Annotated in this window: 16 protein-coding genes; 11 read left to right on the forward strand and 5 right to left on the reverse strand. The window is 66.4% G+C overall.

What is annotated here, in order from left to right:
- Nucleotides 1–5: 5 nt before the first annotated feature.
- The 3 genes from acnA to HKW67_RS01075 form a co-directional block, all read right to left on the reverse strand.
- On the reverse strand, nt 6–2741 hold the full coding sequence (gene acnA / locus HKW67_RS01065) for an aconitate hydratase AcnA (RefSeq protein WP_171223627.1): 2736 nt from the start codon (nt 2739–2741) through the stop codon (nt 6–8).
- A gap of 233 nt (nt 2742–2974) precedes the next feature.
- Nucleotides 2975–4993, reverse strand: coding sequence for a putative bifunctional diguanylate cyclase/phosphodiesterase (locus HKW67_RS01070; protein ID WP_171223628.1), 2019 nt, complete (start codon nt 4991–4993; stop codon nt 2975–2977).
- Nucleotides 4994–5112: 119 nt separating this feature from the next.
- The gene (locus HKW67_RS01075) at nt 5113–6336 is read right to left on the reverse strand and encodes a patatin-like phospholipase family protein (protein WP_171223629.1); all 1224 of its coding nucleotides are present in this window, start codon (nt 6334–6336) and stop codon (nt 5113–5115) included.
- A gap of 17 nt (nt 6337–6353) precedes the next feature.
- Between HKW67_RS01075 and HKW67_RS01080 the strand changes: the two genes are divergently transcribed.
- Nucleotides 6354–7031 (forward strand): response regulator transcription factor, encoded by a 678-nt coding sequence (locus HKW67_RS01080; protein ID WP_171223630.1) that lies wholly within the window; start codon nt 6354–6356, stop codon nt 7029–7031.
- Nucleotides 7032–7033: 2 nt separating this feature from the next.
- A complete protein-coding gene (locus HKW67_RS01085; protein WP_171223631.1) occupies nt 7034–8383 on the forward strand; it encodes a sensor histidine kinase in 1350 nt (449 codons plus the stop codon).
- 17 nt (nt 8384–8400) lie between these two features.
- On the opposite strand, the gene fliS is transcribed toward HKW67_RS01085, so the two are convergent.
- Complete coding sequence (gene fliS / locus HKW67_RS01090; RefSeq protein ID WP_171223632.1) at nt 8401–8775, reverse strand: flagellar export chaperone FliS; 375 nt, start codon at nt 8773–8775, stop codon at nt 8401–8403.
- A gap of 223 nt (nt 8776–8998) precedes the next feature.
- Between fliS and HKW67_RS01095 the strand changes: the two genes are divergently transcribed.
- From HKW67_RS01095 to HKW67_RS01105, 3 genes are read left to right on the forward strand one after another with little or no spacing between them, the layout of a single operon-like run.
- The gene (locus HKW67_RS01095) at nt 8999–10279 is read left to right on the forward strand and encodes a TolC family protein (protein WP_171223633.1); all 1281 of its coding nucleotides are present in this window, start codon (nt 8999–9001) and stop codon (nt 10277–10279) included.
- Complete coding sequence (locus HKW67_RS01100; RefSeq protein ID WP_230981196.1) at nt 10279–11520, forward strand: efflux RND transporter periplasmic adaptor subunit; 1242 nt, start codon at nt 10279–10281, stop codon at nt 11518–11520. Before HKW67_RS01095 ends, HKW67_RS01100 begins: the two co-directional genes overlap by 1 nt.
- Nucleotides 11521–11524: 4 nt before the next feature.
- Nucleotides 11525–14650 carry an efflux RND transporter permease subunit gene (locus HKW67_RS01105; RefSeq protein WP_171223635.1) on the forward strand — a complete coding sequence of 1042 codons (3126 nt, stop codon included), beginning with the start codon at nt 11525–11527 and terminating at the stop codon, nt 14648–14650.
- On the opposite strand, the gene HKW67_RS01110 is transcribed toward HKW67_RS01105, so the two are convergent.
- Nucleotides 14640–15056 (reverse strand): hypothetical protein, encoded by a 417-nt coding sequence (locus HKW67_RS01110; protein WP_171223636.1) that lies wholly within the window; start codon nt 15054–15056, stop codon nt 14640–14642. The two genes, HKW67_RS01105 and HKW67_RS01110, sit on opposite strands and share 11 nt — an antisense overlap.
- A 148-nt stretch (nt 15057–15204) precedes the next feature.
- Between HKW67_RS01110 and HKW67_RS01115 the strand changes: the two genes are divergently transcribed.
- The 6 genes from HKW67_RS01115 to HKW67_RS01140 all read left to right on the forward strand — a co-directional run bounded on the left by HKW67_RS01115 (nt 15205) and on the right by HKW67_RS01140 (nt 22705).
- Entirely contained in the window at nt 15205–16404 is a 1200-nt protein-coding gene (locus tag HKW67_RS01115) for an aminotransferase class V-fold PLP-dependent enzyme (protein ID WP_171223637.1), read from the forward strand.
- A 65-nt stretch (nt 16405–16469) separates the two neighbouring features.
- Nucleotides 16470–16715 (forward strand): hypothetical protein, encoded by a 246-nt coding sequence (locus tag HKW67_RS01120; RefSeq protein ID WP_171223638.1) that lies wholly within the window; start codon nt 16470–16472, stop codon nt 16713–16715.
- Nucleotides 16716–16773: 58 nt separating this feature from the next.
- Complete coding sequence (locus HKW67_RS01125; protein WP_206044563.1) at nt 16774–17709, forward strand: pseudouridine-5'-phosphate glycosidase; 936 nt, start codon at nt 16774–16776, stop codon at nt 17707–17709.
- A gap of 119 nt (nt 17710–17828) precedes the next feature.
- Entirely contained in the window at nt 17829–18983 is a 1155-nt protein-coding gene (locus HKW67_RS01130; protein WP_171223640.1) for a tetratricopeptide repeat protein, read from the forward strand.
- Nucleotides 18984–18998: 15 nt separating this feature from the next.
- Complete coding sequence (locus HKW67_RS01135) at nt 18999–20042, forward strand: tetratricopeptide repeat protein (protein ID WP_171223641.1); 1044 nt, start codon at nt 18999–19001, stop codon at nt 20040–20042.
- Nucleotides 20039–22705: a M16 family metallopeptidase gene (locus HKW67_RS01140; RefSeq protein ID WP_171223642.1), complete on the forward strand. Its 2667-nt coding sequence runs from the start codon at nt 20039–20041 to the stop codon at nt 22703–22705. Before HKW67_RS01135 ends, HKW67_RS01140 begins: the two co-directional genes overlap by 4 nt.
- The last annotated feature ends 15 nt before the right edge of the window (nt 22706–22720 follow it).

Raw genomic sequence — 22720 nt, forward strand, 5'->3', positions numbered from 1 at the left:
CTCAACTACTTCCCGATCAGGCTGCGCAGTACGTACGGCAGAATGCCGCCGTTCTTGTAGTACTGCATCTCTTCCGGCGTGTCGATGCGGCAACGCGCGCTGAACGACGTCACGGTGCCGTCGTTCGCGGTGGCCTTCACCGTGAGCGTGGCCCGCGGCGTGAGCGTGTCGTCGAGCCCAACGATGTCGTACGTCTCGAAGCCCGTGAGCCCGAGCGACTGACGCGTTTCGCCGTTCACGAATTCGAGCGGCAGCACGCCCATGCCTACCAGATTGCTGCGGTGAATGCGCTCGAAGCTTTCGGCGATCACCGACCGCACGCCCAATAGCATCGTGCCCTTGGCCGCCCAGTCGCGCGACGAACCGGTACCGTACTCCTTGCCGGCGATCACGATCTGCGCGACGCCCGCTTCCTGACGGGCCATCGCGACATCGTACAGCGCTTCCGGCTCGGCGCCCGGCGCATCGGCCGTCCACCAGCCTTCCTTGCCGCCGGTGAGTTCGTTCTTGAGGCGGATGTTCGCGAACGTGCCGCGCATCATCACCTGGTGATTGCCGCGACGCGCGCCGTACGAGTTGAAATCCTTCTTCTCGACGCCGAGCGACAGCAGATACTTGCCGGCGGGGCTCGCACCGGCAATCGAACCGGCCGGCGAGATATGGTCGGTGGTGATCGAATCACCGAACATGCCGAGCACGCGCGCGCTGTTGATCGGGCGAATGCCCGGCGGCGTCATCGTCATGCCGTCGAAGTACGGCGGGTCCTGCACGTACGTCGAATCGGCCTGCCAGCCGTAACGCGCGCCGGTGCTGGCCTCGATGGCCTGCCAGTACTTGTCACCGAGGAACGCGTTGGCGTACTGCGTGGTGAACTGCTCACGCTTCACGCTGGAGAGAATCGTGTCTTCCACTTCCTGCGCCGACGGCCAGATGTCGCGCAGGAACACCGGACCATCCGTGCCGACACCGAGCGGCTCAGTCGCCATATCGATATCCATGCGGCCGGCCAGTGCGAAGGCCACCACCAGCGGCGGCGACGCGAGATAGTTGAAGCGCGTCTGCGGATTCACGCGGCCTTCGAAGTTGCGATTGCCCGAGAGCACCGCGGCGACGTTCAGCTTGCCCTCGTCGATGGCTTCGCTGATCACCGTGGGCAGCGGACCGGAGTTGCCGATACACGTCGTGCAGCCGTAGCCGACCACGTTGAAGCCAAGCGTGTTGAGCGAGTCCATCACGCCGGCCTTGACGAAGTAATCGGTGGCCACCTTCGAGCCCGGCGCCAGCGACGTCTTCACCCACGGCTTGGTCTTGAGGCCAAGCTTCACGGCCTTCTGCGCCAGCAAGCCCGCGGCGAGCATCACGCTCGGGTTGGACGTGTTGGTGCAGCTCGTGATGGCGGCAATGACCACATGGCCATCGGACAACGTGAACGACTGGCCCTGATAGTCGACTGCCACGCCGCCGGCATCATCGTGACCGCCTTCCGCGACCATCGTGGCGACGGCACTGCCATTCGGCACGCCGTTCGCCAGACGCTGCGCCGCGAGCGCCTCACGGTACATCGCCTTGCTCTGCGAGAGCGGCACACGATCCTGCGGACGCTTCGGACCGGCCAGGCTCGGCACCACCGTGCTCAGGTCGAGCTCGAGCGTGTCGGTGAACACCGGATCAGGCGTGGCGTCGGTGCGGAAGAGCCCCTGCGCCTTCGTGTACGCTTCCACCAGCGCGACCTGCTCGTCGCTGCGGCCCGAGAGGCGCAGGTACTTGAGCGTCTCTTCGTCGACCGGGAAGAAGCCCATCGTGGCGCCGTACTCGGGGGCCATGTTGGCGATCGTGGCGCGGTCGGCCAGCGCGAGGCTGGAGAGACCGGTGCCGTAGAACTCCACGAACTTGCCCACGACTTTCTTCTTGCGGAGCATCTCGGTGCAGGTGAGCACCAGGTCGGTAGCCGTGGCGCCGGCGGGCAGCTTGCCGTGCAGCTTGAAGCCCACCACGTCCGGAATCAGCATGCTCACCGGCTGCCCAAGCATGGCGGCCTCGGCTTCGATGCCACCCACGCCCCAGCCCATCACGCCCAGGCCGTTGATCATCGTGGTGTGCGAGTCGGTGCCCACCAGTGAGTCGCAGTAGGCCAGCGTCTCGGCGCCATCCTTCGCCGTAAAGACCACCTGGCCCAAGTACTCGAGATTGACCTGATGGCAGATGCCCGTGCCGGGCGGGACCACGCGGAAATTGTGGAGTGCCGTCTGGCCCCACTTGAGGAACTGATAGCGCTCGAGATTGCGCTCGAACTCGAGTTCCGTATTGATCAGCAGCGAGGCTTCGGTGCCGTACTCGTCGACCTGCACCGAATGGTCGATCACGAGATCGACGGGCTGGAGCGGGTTGATCTTGGTCGGGTCGCCGCCGAGGGCGACCATGGCGTCGCGCATAGCGGCCAGGTCGACCACGCAGGGGACGCCCGTGAAGTCCTGCAGCAGGACGCGGGCGGTGCGGAAGGCGATTTCCTTGTCGACGGCGGCCTTCACATTCCAACGGGCCAGCGTCTCGACGTCGGCGCGCTTCACGAAGGCGCCGTCTTCACCGCGGAGCAGGTTCTCGAGCAGCACGCGCAGCGAGAACGGCAGCGTGGGAGCGGTACTCCCCGGCAGCGCATCGAGGGCGCCGAGGTGGAAGTACGCGTACTGACGGTCGCCCACCGACAAGGTGGAGCGGCTGCCGAACGAATTGGGATGCGACATGGAAGGGTTGGTCCTGCGCGGGCCTTTCCCCAGGGGTCGACCGCACGCGTTGCTGGACGGAGCCACTCATCGCGCCGTGATGCCGTCCTGCGGGTGGCAACCGGTTCCGACGAGGCTACCGCGAAATATCGGGCGGCGGGGGCGGGAAGGCGAGGGGACGGGGCGGCTCGCCGGCAATCTGCCGATTTCGCGACTCGGCCCGGCGATGCCTCGAACGACGACGTGCCCTGACGCTACACCGCCGCCTTCCACGCATCCGGCGACGCCTCGGCTCGGCTGCGAATCCACGCGGTCAGCTCGTCGGCAGGCTTGGGTCGCGAGAAGAGATAGCCCTGAGCCAGCACGCAACCCATGCGCTCCAACTGCACTCGCTGCGACTCGTCTTCCACGCCCTCGGCCACCGTCTGCAACCCGAGTGTTTCACCCAGCGTGAGAATCGTGCGAGCCAACGCGGCGTCGGAACCGCCTCGCGACACACCTTCCACGAACGCCCGGTCAATCTTGAGGACGTCCACCGGGAATCGTTGCAGGTAGCTGAGGCTGGAGTATCCCGTGCCAAAATCATCGATCGCGAGGCGAACGCCGAGCGTCTTCAGCGCGCGCAGGGTCTGCAACGAGGCCTCCGTATCCCGCATGATGACGCTCTCGGTGATCTCGAGCGTGATGCAATGCGCCGGCGCATTCGTGCGAGCAAGAATGTCGGCGACGGTCGTGACGAAGTCGGGCTCTTGCAGTTGCTTGCCGGAAATGTTGACGGCCACCGACGGCATCGAGGCGGGGTCCCAGCGCTCACTCCACCAGAGCGTGCGCCAGGCCACCAGCTGGCGGCACGCCGTTTCCAGCACCCAATTCCCGAGTGGAATGATGGTTCCAGTATGCTCGGCGACGGGAACGAAGACCATCGGCGCAATCGGGCCGCGTGTCGCGTGATGCCACCGCAACAGCGCCTCGACGCTGCGCATCTGACCAGTACGCAGGTCAACGATAGGCTGATAGGCGAGGAAGAGCCCGGCCGACTCCGGCGCCACCGTCGCCGCCCGTAAGTCGGACTCCAGCTGCAGCCGCTGCATGATCGCGGTGTACATCGCGGGCTCGAACACGGCGTGGCGTGCCTTGCCCGCTTCCTTCGCTTCGTACATGGCCACGTCGGCGTTGCGCAGCAAGGTGTCGACATCTTCGCCCGGCTCGGCGAAGGCCACGCCGACGCTCGCCGACACCGACATGATGCGTCCCTGCAGCAACAGTGGCCGTCGCAAGGATATTTTGAGACGGTTGACGATGGTCAGGACTTCCGCGGGCGCGGCGATCTGCTCCATCAGGATCGCGAACTCGTCGCCGCCGAATCGTGCCACGGTGTCGGCGGCCCGAGTCTCCTCGCGGATACGCTCAGCAACCGCCTGCAGTAGCTGATCACCCGCCTCGTGGCCCAGACTGTCATTGACCGCCTTGAAATCGTCGAGATCGAGGAACATGACGGCCACACGGAGGTCAGGCGTGCGCATGCGCATGGCGACGGCGTGCTCGAGCCGATCGCGAAACAGCGAGCGGTTCGGCAAGCCCGTGAGAGAATCATGGAACGCCTCGTGCATGAGGCGTGCCTCGAGTTGCTTTCGCTGCGTGACGTCGCGGAACACCGTTTGAATGGCCGACGTACCCTCGTAGGGAATACCGACCGACGCCGCGTCCACCTCGCGGATCATGCCGTCGACGCCAATGAGGCGGTACTGTACGCGCGACGCGTCGGGTCTCATGCGCTGCTGCACCAACGCGAGATCGTCACGGTGCACGAAGTCGGTCACGCGGCGTCCCACCAGGCCGTCGGAGGTTTCGGCGCCGATCAGGGACGCACCCGCGGCATTCACGTAGACGACGTACCCGTTGCGGTGTACCGCGATGGCCTCAGGAGAGTTCTCGACTAACAGCCGATATCGTGCTTCGCTCTCCTGTAGGACGCGCTGACGCATTTCGAGTCGCTCACGCAGCGCCGCCTCGGCGGCGATCTTGCTCAGCATCGACGCCTGTCGCTGCATCGCCAGGAACGCGGCGCCGGCGGCGATGCACGACCCAAACACGATCGTGATGCTGTGCGACTCCCAGATGGTCAGCGTGGGGAAGACGGCCGACTTGCTCGCCTCGAAGACGAAGAACACCAAGGCGCCGCCGAGGAAGGCCAGCGCGGTCGCGCGCGCCTGACGGGCGGCCGGAAGGACGATGGCGCGAAATGAGGATGACGTGGTGTGCGGCAGCGGCATGTGGGTAGAGTGCGAGGATGCTTTGAGGTATCGTCGCGCCTCTCGCCCACTACACTCGGCGGACCGAAGCCGTTACGTAACGGCTGCGTCACGGGAGGCGGGAGCGCCGACTTGCCGTCCTACGCGCTGATCTCCAGCACCTCTTCCACCGGATCCCGATCTGCACTCACGGGCACGACCGAAATCGCGCCGGTGGGACAGCAGTTCGCCACTGAGCCATCGGCGGGGGAGAATTCATGCACCCGCACCAGCGCGTACGCTTTCCGCTGCGCGTCGAGCGCCATCAGCCCCGGCGAGCGCGCCACGCACAGCGCGCAGCCGGTGCACTTGGGGCGATCGACCACGATCTCCACCGCTGTGCGTGGGAAGATGCCGCCCGGGGCCGCCAGCATGGTGTCCAGATGCACCAGCGCCGCCTTCATGGCGTCGTAGCCCATTTGCAGCAGCTCCTCCACATGCGAGAAGCTGAACCACCCGATGTGCGACACCTTGGGACGCACCAGCAACAGCGGCGGTGTGGTCCAATGGTCGAGCGTGGCCTGCTGTTGCTCGTGCATCATCATGGTGGCCGCGCGCATAAATATTGACGCGAAGCCCTGCTCGGCGATGCCGGTGGCCAGCGGCACGTCGGCGATCCCCACGTCCACCGCGATGAGGGCGTCCATGCCCATCGAGGCGATCGAGACCGGCAGATTATCGGTCGTGCCCCCATCAATGCAGACGCGATTGCCAACTACGCCGGGCGGGAAGAAGCCGGGCAGCGCGCACGACGCATACACGGCGTCGCGGACCCGTACATCGCGGAACCCCGGACGGCCGAACACCAGCGGAATGCCGCGCTCGATGTCGACCGCCGTGACCAGTAGCGGTGTCTCCAGCTCCTCGAACGTGCCTTCCGCCACCAGATCGTCGCACAGGCTGCGCAGGGGCGACTCGAGGTAGATGGACCGCGACAACATGCGATCCATCAGCATGCCTACGTGGTTGATGCGGAACAGATCGCGACGACGAAAGCGCAGCGCGCGTTCGGTGAGCTCATCAACGCTCCGGCCACTCGCGGCGGCGGCGGCGATCATGGCGCCGATGCTGGAGCCGGCGTACAACCGCGGCTTGATGCCGGCCTCGCGGATCGCTTTGAGCGCGCCGACGTGAGCCATGCCCTTCAGGGCGCCGCCACCGAAGACCACGCCGATCCGGGGTCGGATGCGCGGGCCGCTGCCACTCCCGGTCGCCGGGAACACCGACGTGAACGTGCCTGTCGACGCGATCGCGGGGCCACCGCGGTCGATCTCGTGGGTCGTTCCGTCGCCATGCGGATTCGTGTTCATGCTGCCGTCATCCACGCGGTACATTCTCCGATATGCGAGTGCTGCTGGTAGAGGACGACGATACGCTGCGGGAGAGCGCAACGGCCTTTCTGCGCGCGTCCGGCTTTGCGGTGGATGCGGCGGCAACAGGGAAGATGGCCCGTGAACTCGCGGCCGTCAGCCCCTACGACGCCGTGATCCTCGATATCCGGCTACCCGACGACGACGGATTTGCCTTGTGCACCGCGTTCCGCGCCAAGGTTCCCGCCCCCCGAGTGCTGATGGCCACCGCCCGCGATGGCGTGTCGGATCGTATTGCCGGCCTCGATCTCGGGGCCGACGACTACCTCGTCAAACCGTACGCCTTGGGTGAATTGGTGGCCCGCGTGCGCGCCCTGCTGCGGCGCCCGGACAATGCCGCGCCGACGCTGCTGCAGGTCGGTGATCTGGTGCTCGACCCGGCCACTCGCGAGGGACGACGCGGCGCGCGGCCCATCTCGCTGACCACGAAGGAGTTCGCGGTGCTCGAGGTGCTCATGCGCGCCAGCGGCCGCGTCCTCACCCGCGAATACATCGGCGAACATGCCTGGGACGACAACTTCGATCCGATGAGCAACGTGATCGATGTGTACATCGCTCGGCTGCGCAAGAAAGTTGACGGACCGCACGAGACGCCATTGCTCTCGACCGTGCGGGGCGCGGGCTATCGGCTCGCGCTCCCCAAGTCCTAGTAATGGACCAGCAACGTCCGCGCATCCGGCTGCGCTTCACCGCCCTGTATGCGGTCACGCTGTTGGTCGTACTGCTCGGCGCTGCGGCGACGCTGCGCTACGCCGTGCACGACGCCTTGCAGCGAGAGTTCGACAAGTCGGTGCTCGCGTCGGCGGGACTCGTGCAGCAGTTCTTCCGGGCCGAGATCGAGGAGTACGTGACGGTGGAAGCCACGCTCGCGCACATCGCCGGCGAACTGGTGTTCGAGGAGCGCGCGATTCGCATTCGCAAGCCGGATGGCTCGCTGTTCAAGATCGTTGGCGCTCCGGTGCGTCGCGCCCGACGCCCGCTGTCGGGGCCCGTGCGCACCGTACGCTTTGCCCTCGACCCTGATCTGGCGCCCAAGTGGAACATCGAAGTCGATGCCAGCGAAGCCAACGTGATCGCGTTGCAGGCACGGATCGACCGGTGGTTCGGGGTCGGCATTCCGTTGCTCGTGTTATGTGCGGCGGTGGCCGGTTGGTGGCTCACCGGACGCACGTTGCGCCCGGTCGGACGCATGGCCGATGCCGCGTCGCGCATCGCGCCCGCCAGTGGCGCGCGGCTGCCGATCGATGATCCCACCGACGAACTCGGGCGCCTGGGCCTTCGCTTCAACGCACTGCTCGATCGGCTCGACGGCGCCCTCGCGCAGCAGCGTGATTTCCTCGCCGATGCGGCGCACGAACTGCGCACGCCGATTGCCCGGCTGCGTGCGCGCGTCGAGGTGGCGATGCTCAAACCGTCGATCGCGGGTGACAGCAGTGTGTTGCCGGCGATCGATCAGGAGCTGCGCGCCGTGTCGCAGCACGTGGATGAATTGCTGCAGCTCGCGCGCGCCGATGCCGCCGGCGAGGACGCGCCAATGCGGGCCGAGTCGCTGTTTTTGGATGATGTGGTCATGGACGAACTCCCGCGCTGGCAACCCGAGGCACAGCGTCGCCACATGACGCTCGACTACAGTGCGTTGGAGGAGTCGCCGGTAGTTGGCGACGCGTCACTGTTGCCGCGCATGATCAGCATCCTGGTGGACAACGCGATCCGTTATGGTCACGATGGTGGCCGAGTTCAGGTGCGGGTGCGTCCGGCCGACGCGGCGGCGGTGCTCGACGTCGAAGACGACGGCATCGGCATTCCCGAGCAGGATCGTGCGCGCATCTTCGATCGCTTTTACCGTGGCGATGCCGCCCGTATCCAACGTCCCGACGGCAGTGGACTCGGGCTCGCCATCGCTGCCTGGATCGTGCAGCAGCATCACGGCACGATTGCCGTGACGGCGGGTGCGCACGGCGGGACGCTGGTGCAGGTGCGACTGCCGCTCGCCGTGAACTAACGAGCGGACTCTCGCGATCAGCAGACCTGCTGGCCGGCCCGGAAGCGTGCGAATGTCGTGGGCGTGGGCCGCGCGGCGCGACGCCAGGCGTCACGGAGCGAGCGCAGACATTGGGCGGCGCCGACGAAGTCACGGCAGTCCACCGACTCTTCGCACCACGCATAGAGCGCGTCGAAGCTTTTTGAGGCGGGGGAGTCGAGCTCCAGTGCGCATCGCAGCACACTGATCGCTTCTCGCGAGCCGTCGTGGTCGAACGCTTCGCACGCGCGGATGGCGCGGTCGTACGCACGAACCAGACAGGTGAGGGGATCAGGCGCCTGGTGATCGACGTCGATCACCGCGTGTGAGAATGCAGGCGTGGGTACGGGCACTGTGCGGAGAGCTGAGGTCATTCGCAGGGCGATTCGCAGGGCGCGGGACTGCTGCGCCACACAAGGTTCATCGGCTCCGGCCCGTTTCGACTTGAGGAAATTCGAAACCAAAGTGGGACGAACGTCACATCACTGGCCGACCGGGTTCGGGACGTGACGGTCGGGCCATTCACGAAACGTTCATCCTCGCCTGATACCTTGGCGCATGAACGTATTCGTACCCTTTCGAACTGTGTCCCTAACCGTGCCCCGAGCTGCCCTTGGCGGGCTGGCGTTCTGGGGACTGGGGATGGCGAGCCCGGCGCCCGTGCGCGCGCAAGCCGCTCCGCTCGACCTGGCCGCGGCGTTGCAGGTGGCGCGCACGAGTGGACCCCTCCGCAAGCTCGCCGACGCGCGCGAGGTGGCCGGCACGGGACGGGTCGGCGAAACGGGCCAGTATCCCAACCCGAGCATCGAATGGCGCCGCGAGAATCTTGGGAGCTCGCTGCAACCCGACATCTTTGCCACGGCTTACATCCCGCTCGACCTCACCGGCCGACGGCTTGCCCTGCGACAGGCCACCGGCGCCGGCCGACAGCGCGTGCAGGCCGACGCCGTGGCCGAACGTCGCGAAGCGGAGATCGAAGTGGCCCGCGCCTGGCTCCACGCCGCCGCCACCGATGGCGCGCTGGCGGTTGCCACGAGGCAACTCGAAGCACTCGCCGAGATCGCCGGCATCGACGCCACCCGACTCCGTGAGGGACTGGTGTCGGAGGCGGTCGGGCTGCGCACGCAGCTCGAGGCGGATCGCGCGCGGGTAGCGCTGGTCACGGCCACCGGAGACGCGGCGCGCGCCCGGGCTCAGCTGGCCCGGGCGATTGGCATTCGTCCCGACGCGCTTCCGGCCCTCGCGGCGCTTGCCGCCCCGGTGATGCCAGCGGCCCCCGACAGCAACATCGTGCAGTCTGTCGCCCTGCGCGCGCGCCCCGAGGTCCGCGCTCGCGAGTCAGCACTGCGAGAAGCTCAGCGGCGCTACACGGCTGAACGTCGTGGCTTGATCGGCGACATGCAGCTACAGGGTGGGACGAAGCAGACCAGCGGCTTCATGACCGGACAGATCGGGCTCGCCATGCCGTTTCCACTGTTCAATCGCAATGACGCCGCGCGTCAGCGCTCCCGCGGCGAGTACGCCGAAGCGCAGACGCTGCGCGACGATATGCTCAATCAGATCGCGGGCAGTGTCGACGCGGCGTGGCGGGCCTATGTCGCGTCGCGCGGTGCGGCACAGGCGGCCTCCACGTTCGATGCGCGGGGCCGCGAAATCGCCCGCATCGCCCGCGTGGCGTATCGAGAGGGCCATTTCACGCTCACGGAACTGCTCGACGCCGAGCGGGCGGCCACCGATGCCATGAATACGCAACTTCGCTGGGCCGCCGACGCCTGGCTGTCCCGACTCGAGTTCGAGCGTGCATTGGGCGCGCGGTTGGATGAGTCCAGCCCCCTCGACCTGCCTTTGCTCTCCACCCTGCTGACGATCGGATCGTGATGATGCCCTCGACGTTCTGCTCCCCGATCCCTCGTCGATTCGGTGCTGCCGGTCTGCTCCTCGGCAGTGCGTTTGCCGTCGCCTGCGGCGGTGCATCCGACGCGGCCAACGCGAAAGCGACCGCTGACGCCCCAGCCTTGCCGACCGCTGACACGGCGACGCTTTCGGCCAAGACGGTCGCCATCGGCGGCTTCACCTACGATACCGCGCGCCTGGTGCCGTGGCAGTCGTCGGTGACGGTGCCCGGTCGACTCATGCTCGACCCTAGTGCCCTCGAGACCATTGGGTCGATTACCGAGGGCCGCATCACGCACGTGCTGGTGCGCGTGGGTGACCGCGTGCAGGCCGGGCAGGTGCTGGTGCTTATTCACAGTCACGAGATCATGGACGCCCGCAGTGCGCTCGCCAGCGCCACCGCGAAGCTGTCGGCCGCCGAAGCAGAACGGGATCTCGCCGTCAGTTCGGCCGAGCGTGCGGCGCGTTTGCTCGAGGCGAAGGCGATGTCCAAGGCCGAGGTCGAGCGGGCCGACGTCGGCAAGCGCGTGGCCGCGGCCACATACCAGCAGGCGGTGGCGGAGCGCGATCGCGCGCTGGCCATGATCGATCATCTGGTGGGCTCCGGGAACGTGCCCAAGCTCGCCGACGAGCATGACGTACTCGTTCGCACACCGATCGGCGGCGTGGTGACGTCGCGCGACGCGCAACCGGGCACGGTGGTGCTCCCGGGGACGCCACTGGTGTCGGTGGGCAATCCCGACCGGTTGCAGTTGCAGATGCACGTCAGTGGCGACGCGGCCGCGGGGGTGCAGGTGGGGGCGACGGTGCGCTTCGCATTGACGGAGTCGCCGACGTCCACGATGACGGCTACGGTGACGCGCGTGGCGCCTACGGTCGACACCGTCACCCGAACCATCGAAGTGATCGCGATGCCGAAGGGCGGTGTGCGCAGCGCACGCGCCGAGTCGTTCGTGCAGGCCGAGATCTCGGGAACGGGCGGGTCGCAGGCGCTCGTGGTGCCGTCGTCGGCCGTGCAGGCACTCGAGGGTGACACGGTCGTGATCGTGGCGGATCAGCGCGGAGAAGGACTGCACATCGAAGCCGTGCGGGTGCGCACCGGACGACGCGCCGGGGATCGCACCGAGATTCTGTCGGGCGTCTCGCCTGGTCGTCGAGTGATTTCGGGCAGTGCCGCTATCGCGAAAGCAGAGCTGATCAAGCGGCGCTCACCCGAAGGAGAATGACGCCGTGAAAGCCCTGATTCATTTCGCGCTGCACCGGCGCGGCCTTGTCATCGGTGTGACACTCGGTTTGATGGCGGCCGGGCTGTACGCCCTGCAGCACATCGCGTTCGATGCATTCCCCGATCTCACCGGCACGCGCGTGGAAGTCATCACGGTCGCTCCCGGAATGGCGCCCGAAGAAGTGGAACGGCTCGTCACCTATCCGATCGAGTCGTCGCTCATGGGCGTTCCCGATGCGGAAGGCGTTCGCTCCGTATCCAAGTTCGGACTGTCGCTGGTTACGGTGCCGTTTCCCGACAACGTCGACGTGTACTTCGCGCGGCAGTTGGTGCAACAGCGGCTCAATGATGCCAAGGCCGCACTACCAGCCGGTGTCGAATCCGCACTCGGTCCCGTGTCGACGCCGATGGGCGAGCTGTATCAGTACGTACTCACCAGTGACTCTTTGTCGCTGACCGAACTGAAAACGCTCCACGACTACACGGTACGACCGCGGTTGCGCACGGTGCCGGGTGTGTCGGAGGTGAACTCGTGGGGCGGCCTCACCGAGCGCGTGGAAGTGATCGTCGATCCCGTGAAGCTGGCGGCCCGCCGCTTGACCATCGCCGACGTGCACGATGCGCTGGCCCGGAACACGCTGGCGTTCGGTGGCAGCTACCTCGAGCAGGGTGGTGAGCGCTACACGCTACGTGGCCTCGGCCGCGTGGAGAACACGAACGACGTGCTGCGCGTGCAGGTCGGCGCCTATCTCGGCGCCCCCGTGAGGGTGAGCGATATCGGCACCGTGGTCGTCGGAGCCCTGCCACGAAACGGCGCGGTCACGCACGACGGTAAGGAAGAGGTCGTGAGCGGTATGGTGCTCAAGCTCAAGGGTGCCGATTCGCGTGATGTCATCAAGCTCGTGCGCGAGCGGATGGCCGAGATTCAGAAGGCGTTGCCGCCCAGCGTGAAGGTCACGCCGTTCTATGATCAGACGGAGCTTGTTGGCCGTACGACGACCACGATCGTGAAGAACCTGGTGGAAGGCGGACTGCTCGTCATCGCCGTGCTCTTCCTGTTCCTGCGCAACGTGCGCGCGGCGCTGATCGTGGCCTCGGTGATCCCGATCTCGATGCTGATCGCCTTCATCGGTATGGGCCTGTTCGGCTACTCGGCCAACCTGATGAGCCTTGGTGCATTGGACTTCGGACTCATCGTGGATGCGTCGATCGTGATGATCGAGAGTTTCATCCGACGCATTGAGTCGCATCGCGACACGCACCGGCTGGGACTGTTCGAGCGTGCCGCGGTAGAGGTGGGACGACCCATTCTGTTCGGCATCGCGATCATCGTGGCCGTGTACATCCCGATCTTCACGCTCGACGGCATGGAAGGCCGCATGTTCAAGCCGATGGCGTTCACGGTGGTGTGTGCGGTACTCGGTTCGCTGTTCCTGGCCCTCACGTATGTGCCGGCCGTGGCGTCGTGGGCGCTGCGCGACGGCGAGGCCACGCAGGCGCCGTGGCTCACGAAGCTCACGGCGCGCTATCGTCGCGTGTTGGCCAGCGTGATGAAGCGCCCGCAGCCGTTGCTGATCACCGCTGTCATTCTGGTGGTCATCGCCGTGGGCTCGTTGTCGAAGATCGGCACCGAGTTCATGCCGAAGCTGGATGAGGGATCGATCCTCATTACCACCCGCCGTCTGCCCAGCGTGGGAATGCAGGATGCCACGAAGCTCTCGATGGCGGCCGAGCGCATCGTGAAGCAGTTCCCGGAAGTCGTCACCGTGGTGACGAAGGAGGGGCGGCCCGACCTCGCCACTGAGGCGATGGGACTATTCGAAGGCGACATGTACGTGATTCTCAAGCCGCGCGTCGAGTGGACGACGGCGAAGGATCCCGAAGCATTGGTCGCGGCGCTCGATTCCGCGCTGCGCGTGGTGCCGGGCTTGTGGGTGTCGTTCACCCAACCGCTCGCCATGCGACTCGACGAAGCGGAAAGCGGCATCAAGACTGACCTCGGCATCAAAGTGGTGGGACCCGATCTCGGTCAGAACGAAACGATCGCTGAGCGTCTCCGCGCGATTGTGGCCTCGGTGCCGGGCAGTGCCGACGTGGCTGTCGAGATCGCCGATGGCAGTGGACAGGTACGCATGGAGATCAAGCGTGAAGCGCTGGCGCAGTACGGTCTATCCGTGGCAGATGTGCGGGATGCCATCGAGCTGGCCATGGGCTCGCAGGTCGCCGCCGAGTTGATCGATGGGTTCCGACGCGTGGCCATCGTGGTTCGTCTGCCGGAAGCGTCGCGCGCCGATGCCGCGTCGCTGTCGCGGCTCACGATCCGCGCGCCGGGTGGTGAACTCGTGCCACTGTCGGCGGTTGCCAACGTGCAGACGACCACCGGACCGGAGATGATCGGCCATGAAGATGCGCAGCGTCGGTCGCTGGTGCTCAGCAATGTGCGCGGCCGCGACCTCGGCAGCTTCGTGCAGGAAGTACGGGCGCGGATTGCGCGCGACGCCGTGCTGCCGGCCGGTGTGTTTCTGGAGTGGGGCGGCCAGTACGAGAATCAGCAGCGAGCGACGTCGCGGCTCATGCTGGTGGTGCCTGGCGCGCTGTTTCTGATTTTCGGTCTACTCTACCTGTCATTTCGCTCTATTTCGCAGGCACTGCTCGTGTTGGCCAACGTGCCCTTCGCCTTAGTCGGCGGTATTGCCGCACTGTGGGTGCGCCAGCTCAATCTCAATTTGTCGGCCAGCATCGGCTTCATTGCGCTGTTCGGCATCGCGGTACTAAACGGCGTGGTCATGGTGGAGCATCTCAATCATCTGCGTCACGCTCCTGACGAGCAGACGTTGAACGTGCTCGATCGCATTCTACTGGGCGCGGCCGACCGGCTGCGGCCGGTGTTGATGACGGCGCTGGTGGCGAGCCTCGGCTTCGTCCCGATGGCGCTCAGTACGAGCCCAGGCAGCGAAGTGCAGAGGCCATTGGCGAGCGTGGTGATCGGTGGCCTGATCACCAGCACGGTGCTCACCCTGTTCGTACTGCCCGTCCTGTACGGCTGGCTCGAAGACCGACGGGAGGCGCGCCTGGCGCGTCGAACGGCGACACGCCAGGCACACTCCTCAGCGGTGCCCGTTACTGGTTGAGATAACGGTACAGGCCCACCAGGCCGATTCCGGCGCCGGTCAACACGATCACGGTGCCGGTATCGCCGTCCACGACGGTGCCGACGAGCAGCGTGGCCAGCCCAAACACCATCAGCGTGACGCTGCTGTTGCGGCTCTTCTTCATGTGCATCATCGGCGCGGTGGCCGAGTCGGCGACATAGCGCTGCAGACCCACGGCGCGCGTGGTGGTGAGCGGGCCGGTGGCGTTGTCGAGTGTCATGGTCGACGGCGTGGCAGCCGGAACGCTCACGGTGGCGGGCGCCATGATGAGCGTCGGCACGGCCGGGGCGGCCACGGGCGCGATGTCCTGTGCGCTACTGATCGAGGGCAGCAACAAGGCCGCGGCGAGCGCCGCCAAGACGGTGGTGCGGGAGCGATGGACCATGGAATCTCCAGTTGTTCTGAGTGAAAAGACAGCAACGGCCTACGGAGCAACGTTCGTGCCCAGCGGTCGCGAGCGGAAGCGCAGCGATGAGGCTGCATGCCCAGGCCGGGCGCCTGCGGCGCCGCTTTCCGCGCGTTATCGTTGAGACGTGACTACCTCTCCTGACACCTTGCTGCGATTCCGCGACGCCTTCCCGATCCTCGGGACATCCACGTATCTGGTCTCGAACTCGCTCGGGGCGATGCCGGCGGCGGTGACCGATCATCTCGCCGACTATGCGCGGCAGTGGCAAACGCGTGGGGTGCGCGCGTGGGCGGAAGGGTGGTGGGAGTTGCCGGTGAAGATGGGCAACGAGATCGCGCCGCTCATCGGCGCCGCCCCTGGAACCGTGGTGATGGTGCCCACGGTGACGCAGGCAATGAGCGCGATTTTGTCGGCCATCGACTTCCCGCCCGAGCGCAACGAAGTCGTGATGACGGCCCTCGACTTCCCGTCGGTGCGCTATGCCTACGATGCACTCGCGCCGCGACTCGGCGCTCGCGTAACGGTGGTGCCCAGCGATGACGGCATCGCTATCGATCTCGACCGGATCCTCGCCGCGATCACCGAGCGCACGCGACTCGTGGCGATCTCGCATGTGCTCTTCCGCTCGGCGTACATCATGGACGCCGCGGCGATCTGCGCGAAGGCGAAATCAGTGGGCGCGCTCATCGCGCTCGACGCGTATCACAGCGTGGGCGTCATCCCGGTGGATGTGCAGGCACTTGGTGCCGACTTCCTGTGCGGTGGCGTGTTGAAGTGGTTGTGTGGTGGCCCGGGCGGATGCTTCCTGTACGCGTCGCCCGGGGCGAGCGAGCAGTTGGCTCCGGCGCTGACTGGCTGGCAGGCGCATCGCGCGCCCTTCGCGTTTGCCGAGCAGATGGACTACGCGCAGGGGGCGTGGCGATGGCTCGGCGGCACGCCGGTGGTGCCGGCACTGTTCGCGGGCCTCGAGGGGCCGCGCATCATCGCTGAAGCGGGACTGGAGGCCATTCGCGCCAAGAGCACGCGGCAGACGTCGCGTTTGATCGAGATGGCGGACGCGCGTGGCTGGCGGGTGCATGCTCCGCGGGAGGCGGAGCGACGCGGTGGTACCGTGGCGTTCGACGTACCGCACGCCGCCGAAGTCGCCAAAACGCTGCTCGCCCGCGATGTCGTGATCGACTACCGCCCCGGGGCTGGCATTCGGGTGGCCCCCCATTTCTACACGACCGACGGAGAGCTCGAGGCCTGTGTGGCGGCGATGGATGACATCCTCGCGACCGGTGCGTGGACGGCGTTCGCCGGGGTGCACAGCACGGTGACCTGAGCTGGCGCCAAGTAAGTCACCTGATCATGTTTTTCGGATCATTCACGACCCCTGACCCAGAGACGATGAACTCGCCGACCAATCACCCGCCCAAGAAGTTGCGCAAGCAGTACACGAACAGCGCGTATCCGATGGTCGTGCTCAAGTTCGAAGACGGACACGAGATCAAGATCTATCAAAACACGGGCAAGGTGTTCGATGTCTGGTCGGGCGAGACGATCAAGGTGATGGCCGTGTATGACCCCACGTCGAAAGAATGGGAGCTGGTGGAGTCCAAGAAGAGCGACGCCTTCGACGACGCGTCCGCCTGACGAACTTCGTCGCGTCGGTGGCGTTGCGACACCGAGGTTTGCGCTGTACAATCGAGTTGTGCATGAGAGCCGAGTGCGCACGCGCAGCACCGTAGTCATCGAAGCCGCCTTTGCCCGCGGGGGCGCTGTCGTCGCCCTCGAGAGCTCGGTGCTCGCGCAGGGACTGTTGCCGCCGCACAATCGCGACGCCGCCGAGCGTATGCTGGCCGCGGTCGAGGCAGTTGGAGCGACCCCGGCGATCACCTCCATCGTGAAGGGCGTGCCGTCGTTCGGACTCGAGCCGGCCGATCTGGAGCGCTTCCTGGCCCGCGATGGCGTGCGCAAGGTGTCGTCGCGCGACCTGGGCATCGCGATCGCGCAGCATGCCGACGGTGCCACCACGGTGGCGGGAACGCTCGCCATGTGTACGCTGGCCGGCATCGAAGTCTTCGCCACCGGCGGCATCGGCGGTGTTCACCGCGATGCTCCGTTCGACGAGTCGGCCGATCTGGTCGCCCTTTCGCACACCCCGGTGATCGTGGTGTGCGCCGGTGCCAAATCGATTCTGGACCTGCCGGCCACGATGGAGCGGCTTGAAACGCTAGGCGTGCCGGTGGTCGGCTATCGCACGCACGAGCTGCCCGGCTTTTTCTCCATGAACACCGGGCTCGCCCTCACGGCGTCCCTTGATACGCCCGAGCAGATCGCTACCGCCTGGCTGGCCCATCGCGCGGTTGGCGGTCGTAGTGCCATGCTGGTCGTGCAGCCCCCCCCGGCCGAGAGCGCCCTGCCGGCGGAGCTGGTGGACGATGCCACCGCGTCGGCGCTGGCTGCGGCGAGAGCGGCCGGGGTGCGTGGCGCGGCCGTCACGCCGTTCCTTCTCGCCGATATTCAGCAGCGCACGCAGGGAAAGTCGGTCGTCGCTAATCTGGCGTTGCTCGAAAGCAACGCCAGATTGGCCGGGCGAATCGCGGTGGCGCTGACCGCCGCCCGTTTCGAATCGGCTCCGTTATGAGTCGACGTTTTGTGGGTGCAGGAGCTCGACGTAGGGCACGACGAGGGAACACGAGTGAACGAAGCACGAAGCGCACGGTACTATCCGGTAACCCGCTCGCTCCGGAGGTCTGACAGACAATGCCCACCCCGTTCCTGAGTTCCGAGGAATACGACGAGCGCGCTCACGCCCTCTACAACGAGGGCAAGTACGACGAGGCGCTCGCCCTGCTGCGCGAAGCCGTGGCGCTGTATCCGAATGCCGTCGAGCTCCACGTCGGTTTCGGCTACGCGCGACTGGCCCGGGAGGAGTACGCCTGGGCTCGACGCAGCTTCGAGGAAGCGTTGGTGCTCGATCCCGACCATGAGGACGCCCTCGCCGGCCTCGGCGAAGTCTTACTCAAGTTCGGTCAGGTCGACGCCGGATTGCGCGCCTTCGAAAGGACCGTCACGCTCGGCTACGATGATGATGTCGATCTCATGCTCCAGATCGGCCGCGCGCTCTTTCGCGAAGGGTTCGTGGATACGGCACTCACGTATTTCGACCGCGCCGTAGCCCACGCCGACGACTCGGCGGAGGCCGCTGCGTGCGTAGGGTACGCGCAGCATCGCATGGGACGCGACGCCGAGGCGATCGAGTCGCTCACGCGCGCACTCGATCTCGATCCGCAGCTGGTCGAGGCACGGGTGTACCTCGCCAATCTCATGTACGATGCCGGCGATCTCGATCAGGCCCTCGTCGAGTTCGAGAAAACCAAGCCCGAAGACCACTGGGACGAACTCGGCATCTGGCGACTGGTGGAACTCAAGAAATCGGTCTACAAGCTCGAGGACACCGACGGCGAGTTGAAGCCGTGGGAAGCCCGTCTCATCGAGCTGGCCGACGAGGCTGACGACATTGACGATCTGCTCGAAGAAGTGGAGCAGTCGATGATGGAGCAGGACGCCGAGGGAACGCCCGAGGCGCAGGGACAGCTCGAGGCACTGGGCAGCCTGCTCACCGGACTGGTGAACCAACACCAGGGTGAGCAGGCCGAGCCGGCTTCCACCGACGTGCTCGCGGCGGAGACCTCCCACCGCGTGATCATGCGTGACGGGAGCGTGTTCGAGGGCACCTGGGAGGAGATCGTGCGGGCGCTACGTGACGCGCGTGACGCCGGTCGCCCCCTCAACGAATACATGGCCGCCGAAGCGCGCCGCTTTTATGGCGCCACCGGCAAGCAGGTCGCGTCCGACGCGCCCGAGGCCTTTCTCCGTGGCGGTGCCGACGCCGGGATGCTCCGGATCGACCCTTAGTGGGTATCACGTAGCATGACTACCGGATTCGAACCGACCACATCCGACGCACGCGCCGCGCTCAACGCGGCGCGTTTCGTCTTGAGCCCCGAGAGCACGTCGCCGGCCCCGGCGGTGTGGGCGGGTGCACAACAGGTCCTGCGGGCCGTCACCGCGCGTCCCGAGCTCGGCGGCCAAGCACTCATCGGCGAGGCGCGTCGCATGGGCGCGCTCACCTTGACCGACGCCCACGCCCTGGTGGCACTGGTGACCTGGGCGGACGCCTCAGATCGGCCCGCCGAAAGCGACTCGGAACGTGCGCTGCTGCGTGAAGCCTGGCTCGCGCTCGAGCATGCGGTCAGCATGAACCGCTCGACGGTCGCCGAGGCACCGCTTCGCCCCACTGTGAACGACATGCCGGCGATCAGCGCTGAGCCGCGCGAGGGAGAACCTCGTCTGCGCGAACCGTACAGCGGCGAGCGTGCGCCGGATGCGCCGACCTCGCGACGTGTCTCGGCTGGGCTCATCATCGGTGTACTGGTCACGATCATCGTGATTGCGGCAGGTGCGTGGTGGATGCTGTCCCAGCGCTCCGACCGCGCGTACCAGGACGGCGTGGCCGCCTATGGCCGTGGCGCGCGCGAAGTCGCGCGTACGGCATTCGCACAGGCCGCGCAGCAGCATCCCGACGACGCCGGTCCCCTCGTCTTCCTCGGGCGCATGTCGCGCGAAGAGGGTGATCTGCCGCGCGCGCGTCGATTCCTCACCACGGCGGTGCGCATTGCGCCGAACAGTGCGCTGGCGAATCGCGAACTCGGGTCGGTGATGTTGGCCGATGGGCAGCCGGAAATCGGCCGTCGATTCTACGTCCGAGCGCTGCAACTCGATCCTACCGATCGTGTGGCGCAGGGGTTTTTGGGGTGCGCGCTGTTTCGTCTGAATCGTTTCGACGAAGCACGACGGTGGGCCGATCGCGCCGGACCGGGAGACTGGTCCCGCTGCATCGCGCCGATGCCACTGCCGGGCCAGATGCCTGCCGCCATGCCGGCTCCCGGCTATCCGACTTTACCTCCTCGATGACCTCACGTATTCAGCGGCCGAGCGATGCGCTCGCGCTGCACCATGAGACCGTTCGCGAAATCCTTCCCAATGGCCTGACGTTGCTCGTACGTCGCGATCCGTCGGCTCCGGTGGTCGCGATCGTCACGCATGTGAAAGTCGGCTACTTCGATGAAGCCGACGATGTCGTCGGCATCGCGCACGTGCTCGAGCACATGTTCTTCAAAGGCACGCCGACGCGTGGTGTCGGCCAGATCGCCCGCGAAACGAAGGCGAACGGTGGCTATCTCAACGCGCACACGATCTACGACCACACCACCTATTACACGGTACTGCCGTCGTCGTCGTTCGTGCAGGGGCTCGAGATTCAGTTCGACGCGTACGCCCGCTCCATTATCGACGCCGAGGAGCTGGCGCGCGAACTGGAAGTGATCATCGAGGAGACCAAGCGCAAGCGGGACACCGCGTCGGCGATGGCGATCGAGACGCTGTACGCGACGCTCTTCGACAAACATCGCATCCGACGCTGGCGCATGGGTGACGAACCGGAGCTGCGGGCGCTCACGCGCGAGCAGCTCATGTCGTTCTACAAGCGCTGGTATCGTCCGGATAACACGGTGCTGTCGATCGTCGGCGATGTCGATATCGATGAGGTGCGGCGCGAGGTCGCTTCGCGGCATGGACAGCTCGACAACAGCACGCCGCCGCGCGACCGCGGTCCCATCGAAGTGACGCCGCCGGGGTTCCGCTTGCGCGAGTGGAGCGGCGACATCGCGCAACAGCACGTCGCGTTCGGTTGGCGTACGCCGTCGCTGGAGCACATCGACACGCCGGCGCTCGATCTGGCCGGCCTCGCGCTCGGTTCCGGACGCGCCTCGCGTTTCTATCGCGCCATCCGTGAGCGTCAGCTGGCCTCGGCCGTCTCAGCATGGGACTACACCGCCGGAGACATCGGCGTGTTCGTGGCGCACACCGAATCGCCGGCGGAGCATGCGCGCGAAGCCACGCGCTATTTGTGGCGCGAGCTGCAGGCCGCACGCACAGTCGGCTTTCGCCGCAGCGAAGTGGCCCGTGCCCAGAGCATCATCGAGGCGCGTTGGCTGCGTCGGCTCGAGAGTATGGACGGACAGGCCACGTATCTCGCGTCGTGGGAAGCGGAGGGCGGACTCGATCTCGCCAGCCGCTACTACGATGCCCTGTTGTCGCTGTCGCCGCGGGATTTGCAGGACGCCTTGGCGGCGCACCTCGACCCCGAGCAGCTGGCGGTGATTTCATATCGCCCGAATGGCGCCGCGCCGTTGGCGGAACATGAAGCGGCGCTGCGCGACATGCTGCGCGCCGAGGAAGGGCAGGGCAGCAGTGTGCTGGTCGACCCCGGCGTGCTCACGCCGATGTCGAGTGACGTGATTGATGCATCGGCCGTGCACGTTGGTCTTCGGGCCGAGCGGGTGGAGCGCGACGTGCACGTGTATCGCACCGCGCAGGGGGTGCCGGTACTGGTGCTGCCTCGACCGGGATCGCCGCTGGTGAATGTGGGCGTGTTTCAGCGTGGCGGGTCGTGCGTGGAGCCGACGTCGCATGAAGGGCTCTCTCGCATCACCGCGCAGGCTATGCTCAAGGGCACCGAGCGGCGCAGTGGCGCGCGGATCGCCGAGTTGGCCGAAGAGCTGGGAAGCAGTATCGGCGTCAGTGCGGCGCTCGAGAGCATTGGCTGGACGATGTCGGTGCCGGTGCGGCACTTCCCGGCAGCCACCGAGCTACTGGGTGATGTATTACAGCATCCGGTGTTCCCCGACGAAGGCGTGAGCACCGAACGGGCGCTTGCGCTGGCCGAAGTCACGCGTGCCCGCGACGATATGTCACGCTGGCCCATGCGCCTCGCGGCGATCGCGGCCTACGGTGCGCATCCGTACGCCCGATCGGTGATCGGCACCGAGGCGTCGCTGGCGCTGGTCGAAACGGACAGCGTGCGCGGCTTTCACGCCGATCACATCGCGCGTGGCGCGTCGGTGATTGCCGTCGTGGGCGACGTCACCCCCGACGACGTGGCTGGCGTGATCGATCGCGCCTTTCCGCAAATGCGATGGCAGGAGGAAGTCGCTCCACCCCGAGTGCAGTGGCCGCACGAGGGGCATGTGTTGCGGGAGGAGCGCGCCAAGAAGCAGACGGCACTGGCGATGCTGTTTCCGGGACCGTCGCGGTACCACGACGATCGCTTCGCGGCGCGGGTGTTGTCGGCGGTGGCAAGCGGACTTGGTGGCCGTTTCTTCGAGCAGCTTCGCGACAAGCAATCGCTAGCGTACACCGTGAGCGCGTTCCCCATCGAGCGCCGGGCGGGAGGTGTCTTTGCGGCGTACATCGCCACGTCGCCGTCGCGCGAGCAGGAGGCGCGCGATGGATTACTCGGCGAATTCGCCAAGCTGTGCGACGCCGCGCCGACCGACGACGAAATGGAGCGGGCGCGCCGCTATCTCATCGGCACGCACGCCATCGCGCAGCAGTCGGGTGGTAGTGTCCTCGGCGACCTGGTGGACGCGTGGCTGTTCGGTGAAGGACTGCACGAGCGCCATGAAGTGGTGGATCGTCTGGCCGCGGTGCAGGGCGCTGATGTGCTGCGCATGGCGCGGGCGTCGTTCGATCCATCGCGTGTGGCGGAAGGTGTCGTGCGCGGCTCGCTCGGTTAGTCCACTCGGCTAACC

Origin of the sequence: Gemmatimonas groenlandica (assembly GCF_013004105.1) — a bacterium.
GTDB classification, from domain to species: Bacteria; Gemmatimonadota; Gemmatimonadetes; order Gemmatimonadales; family Gemmatimonadaceae; genus Gemmatimonas; species Gemmatimonas groenlandica.

Coding starts and splice junctions, on each gene's coding strand:
- acnA (WP_171223627.1), bottom strand. CDS start 2,741: ATGTCGCATCCCAATTCGTTCGGCAGCCGCTCCACCTTGTCGGTGGGC.
- HKW67_RS01070 (WP_171223628.1), bottom strand. CDS start 4,993: ATGCCGCTGCCGCACACCACGTCATCCTCATTTCGCGCCATCGTCCTT.
- HKW67_RS01080 (WP_171223630.1), top strand. CDS start 6,354: ATGCGAGTGCTGCTGGTAGAGGACGACGATACGCTGCGGGAGAGCGCA.
- HKW67_RS01085 (WP_171223631.1), top strand. CDS start 7,034: ATGGACCAGCAACGTCCGCGCATCCGGCTGCGCTTCACCGCCCTGTAT.
- fliS (WP_171223632.1), bottom strand. CDS start 8,775: ATGACCTCAGCTCTCCGCACAGTGCCCGTACCCACGCCTGCATTCTCA.
- HKW67_RS01100 (WP_230981196.1), top strand. CDS start 10,279: ATGATGCCCTCGACGTTCTGCTCCCCGATCCCTCGTCGATTCGGTGCT.
- HKW67_RS01110 (WP_171223636.1), bottom strand. CDS start 15,056: ATGGTCCATCGCTCCCGCACCACCGTCTTGGCGGCGCTCGCCGCGGCC.
- HKW67_RS01120 (WP_171223638.1), top strand. CDS start 16,470: ATGAACTCGCCGACCAATCACCCGCCCAAGAAGTTGCGCAAGCAGTAC.
- HKW67_RS01130 (WP_171223640.1), top strand. CDS start 17,829: ATGCCCACCCCGTTCCTGAGTTCCGAGGAATACGACGAGCGCGCTCAC.
- HKW67_RS01135 (WP_171223641.1), top strand. CDS start 18,999: ATGACTACCGGATTCGAACCGACCACATCCGACGCACGCGCCGCGCTC.
- HKW67_RS01140 (WP_171223642.1), top strand. CDS start 20,039: ATGACCTCACGTATTCAGCGGCCGAGCGATGCGCTCGCGCTGCACCAT.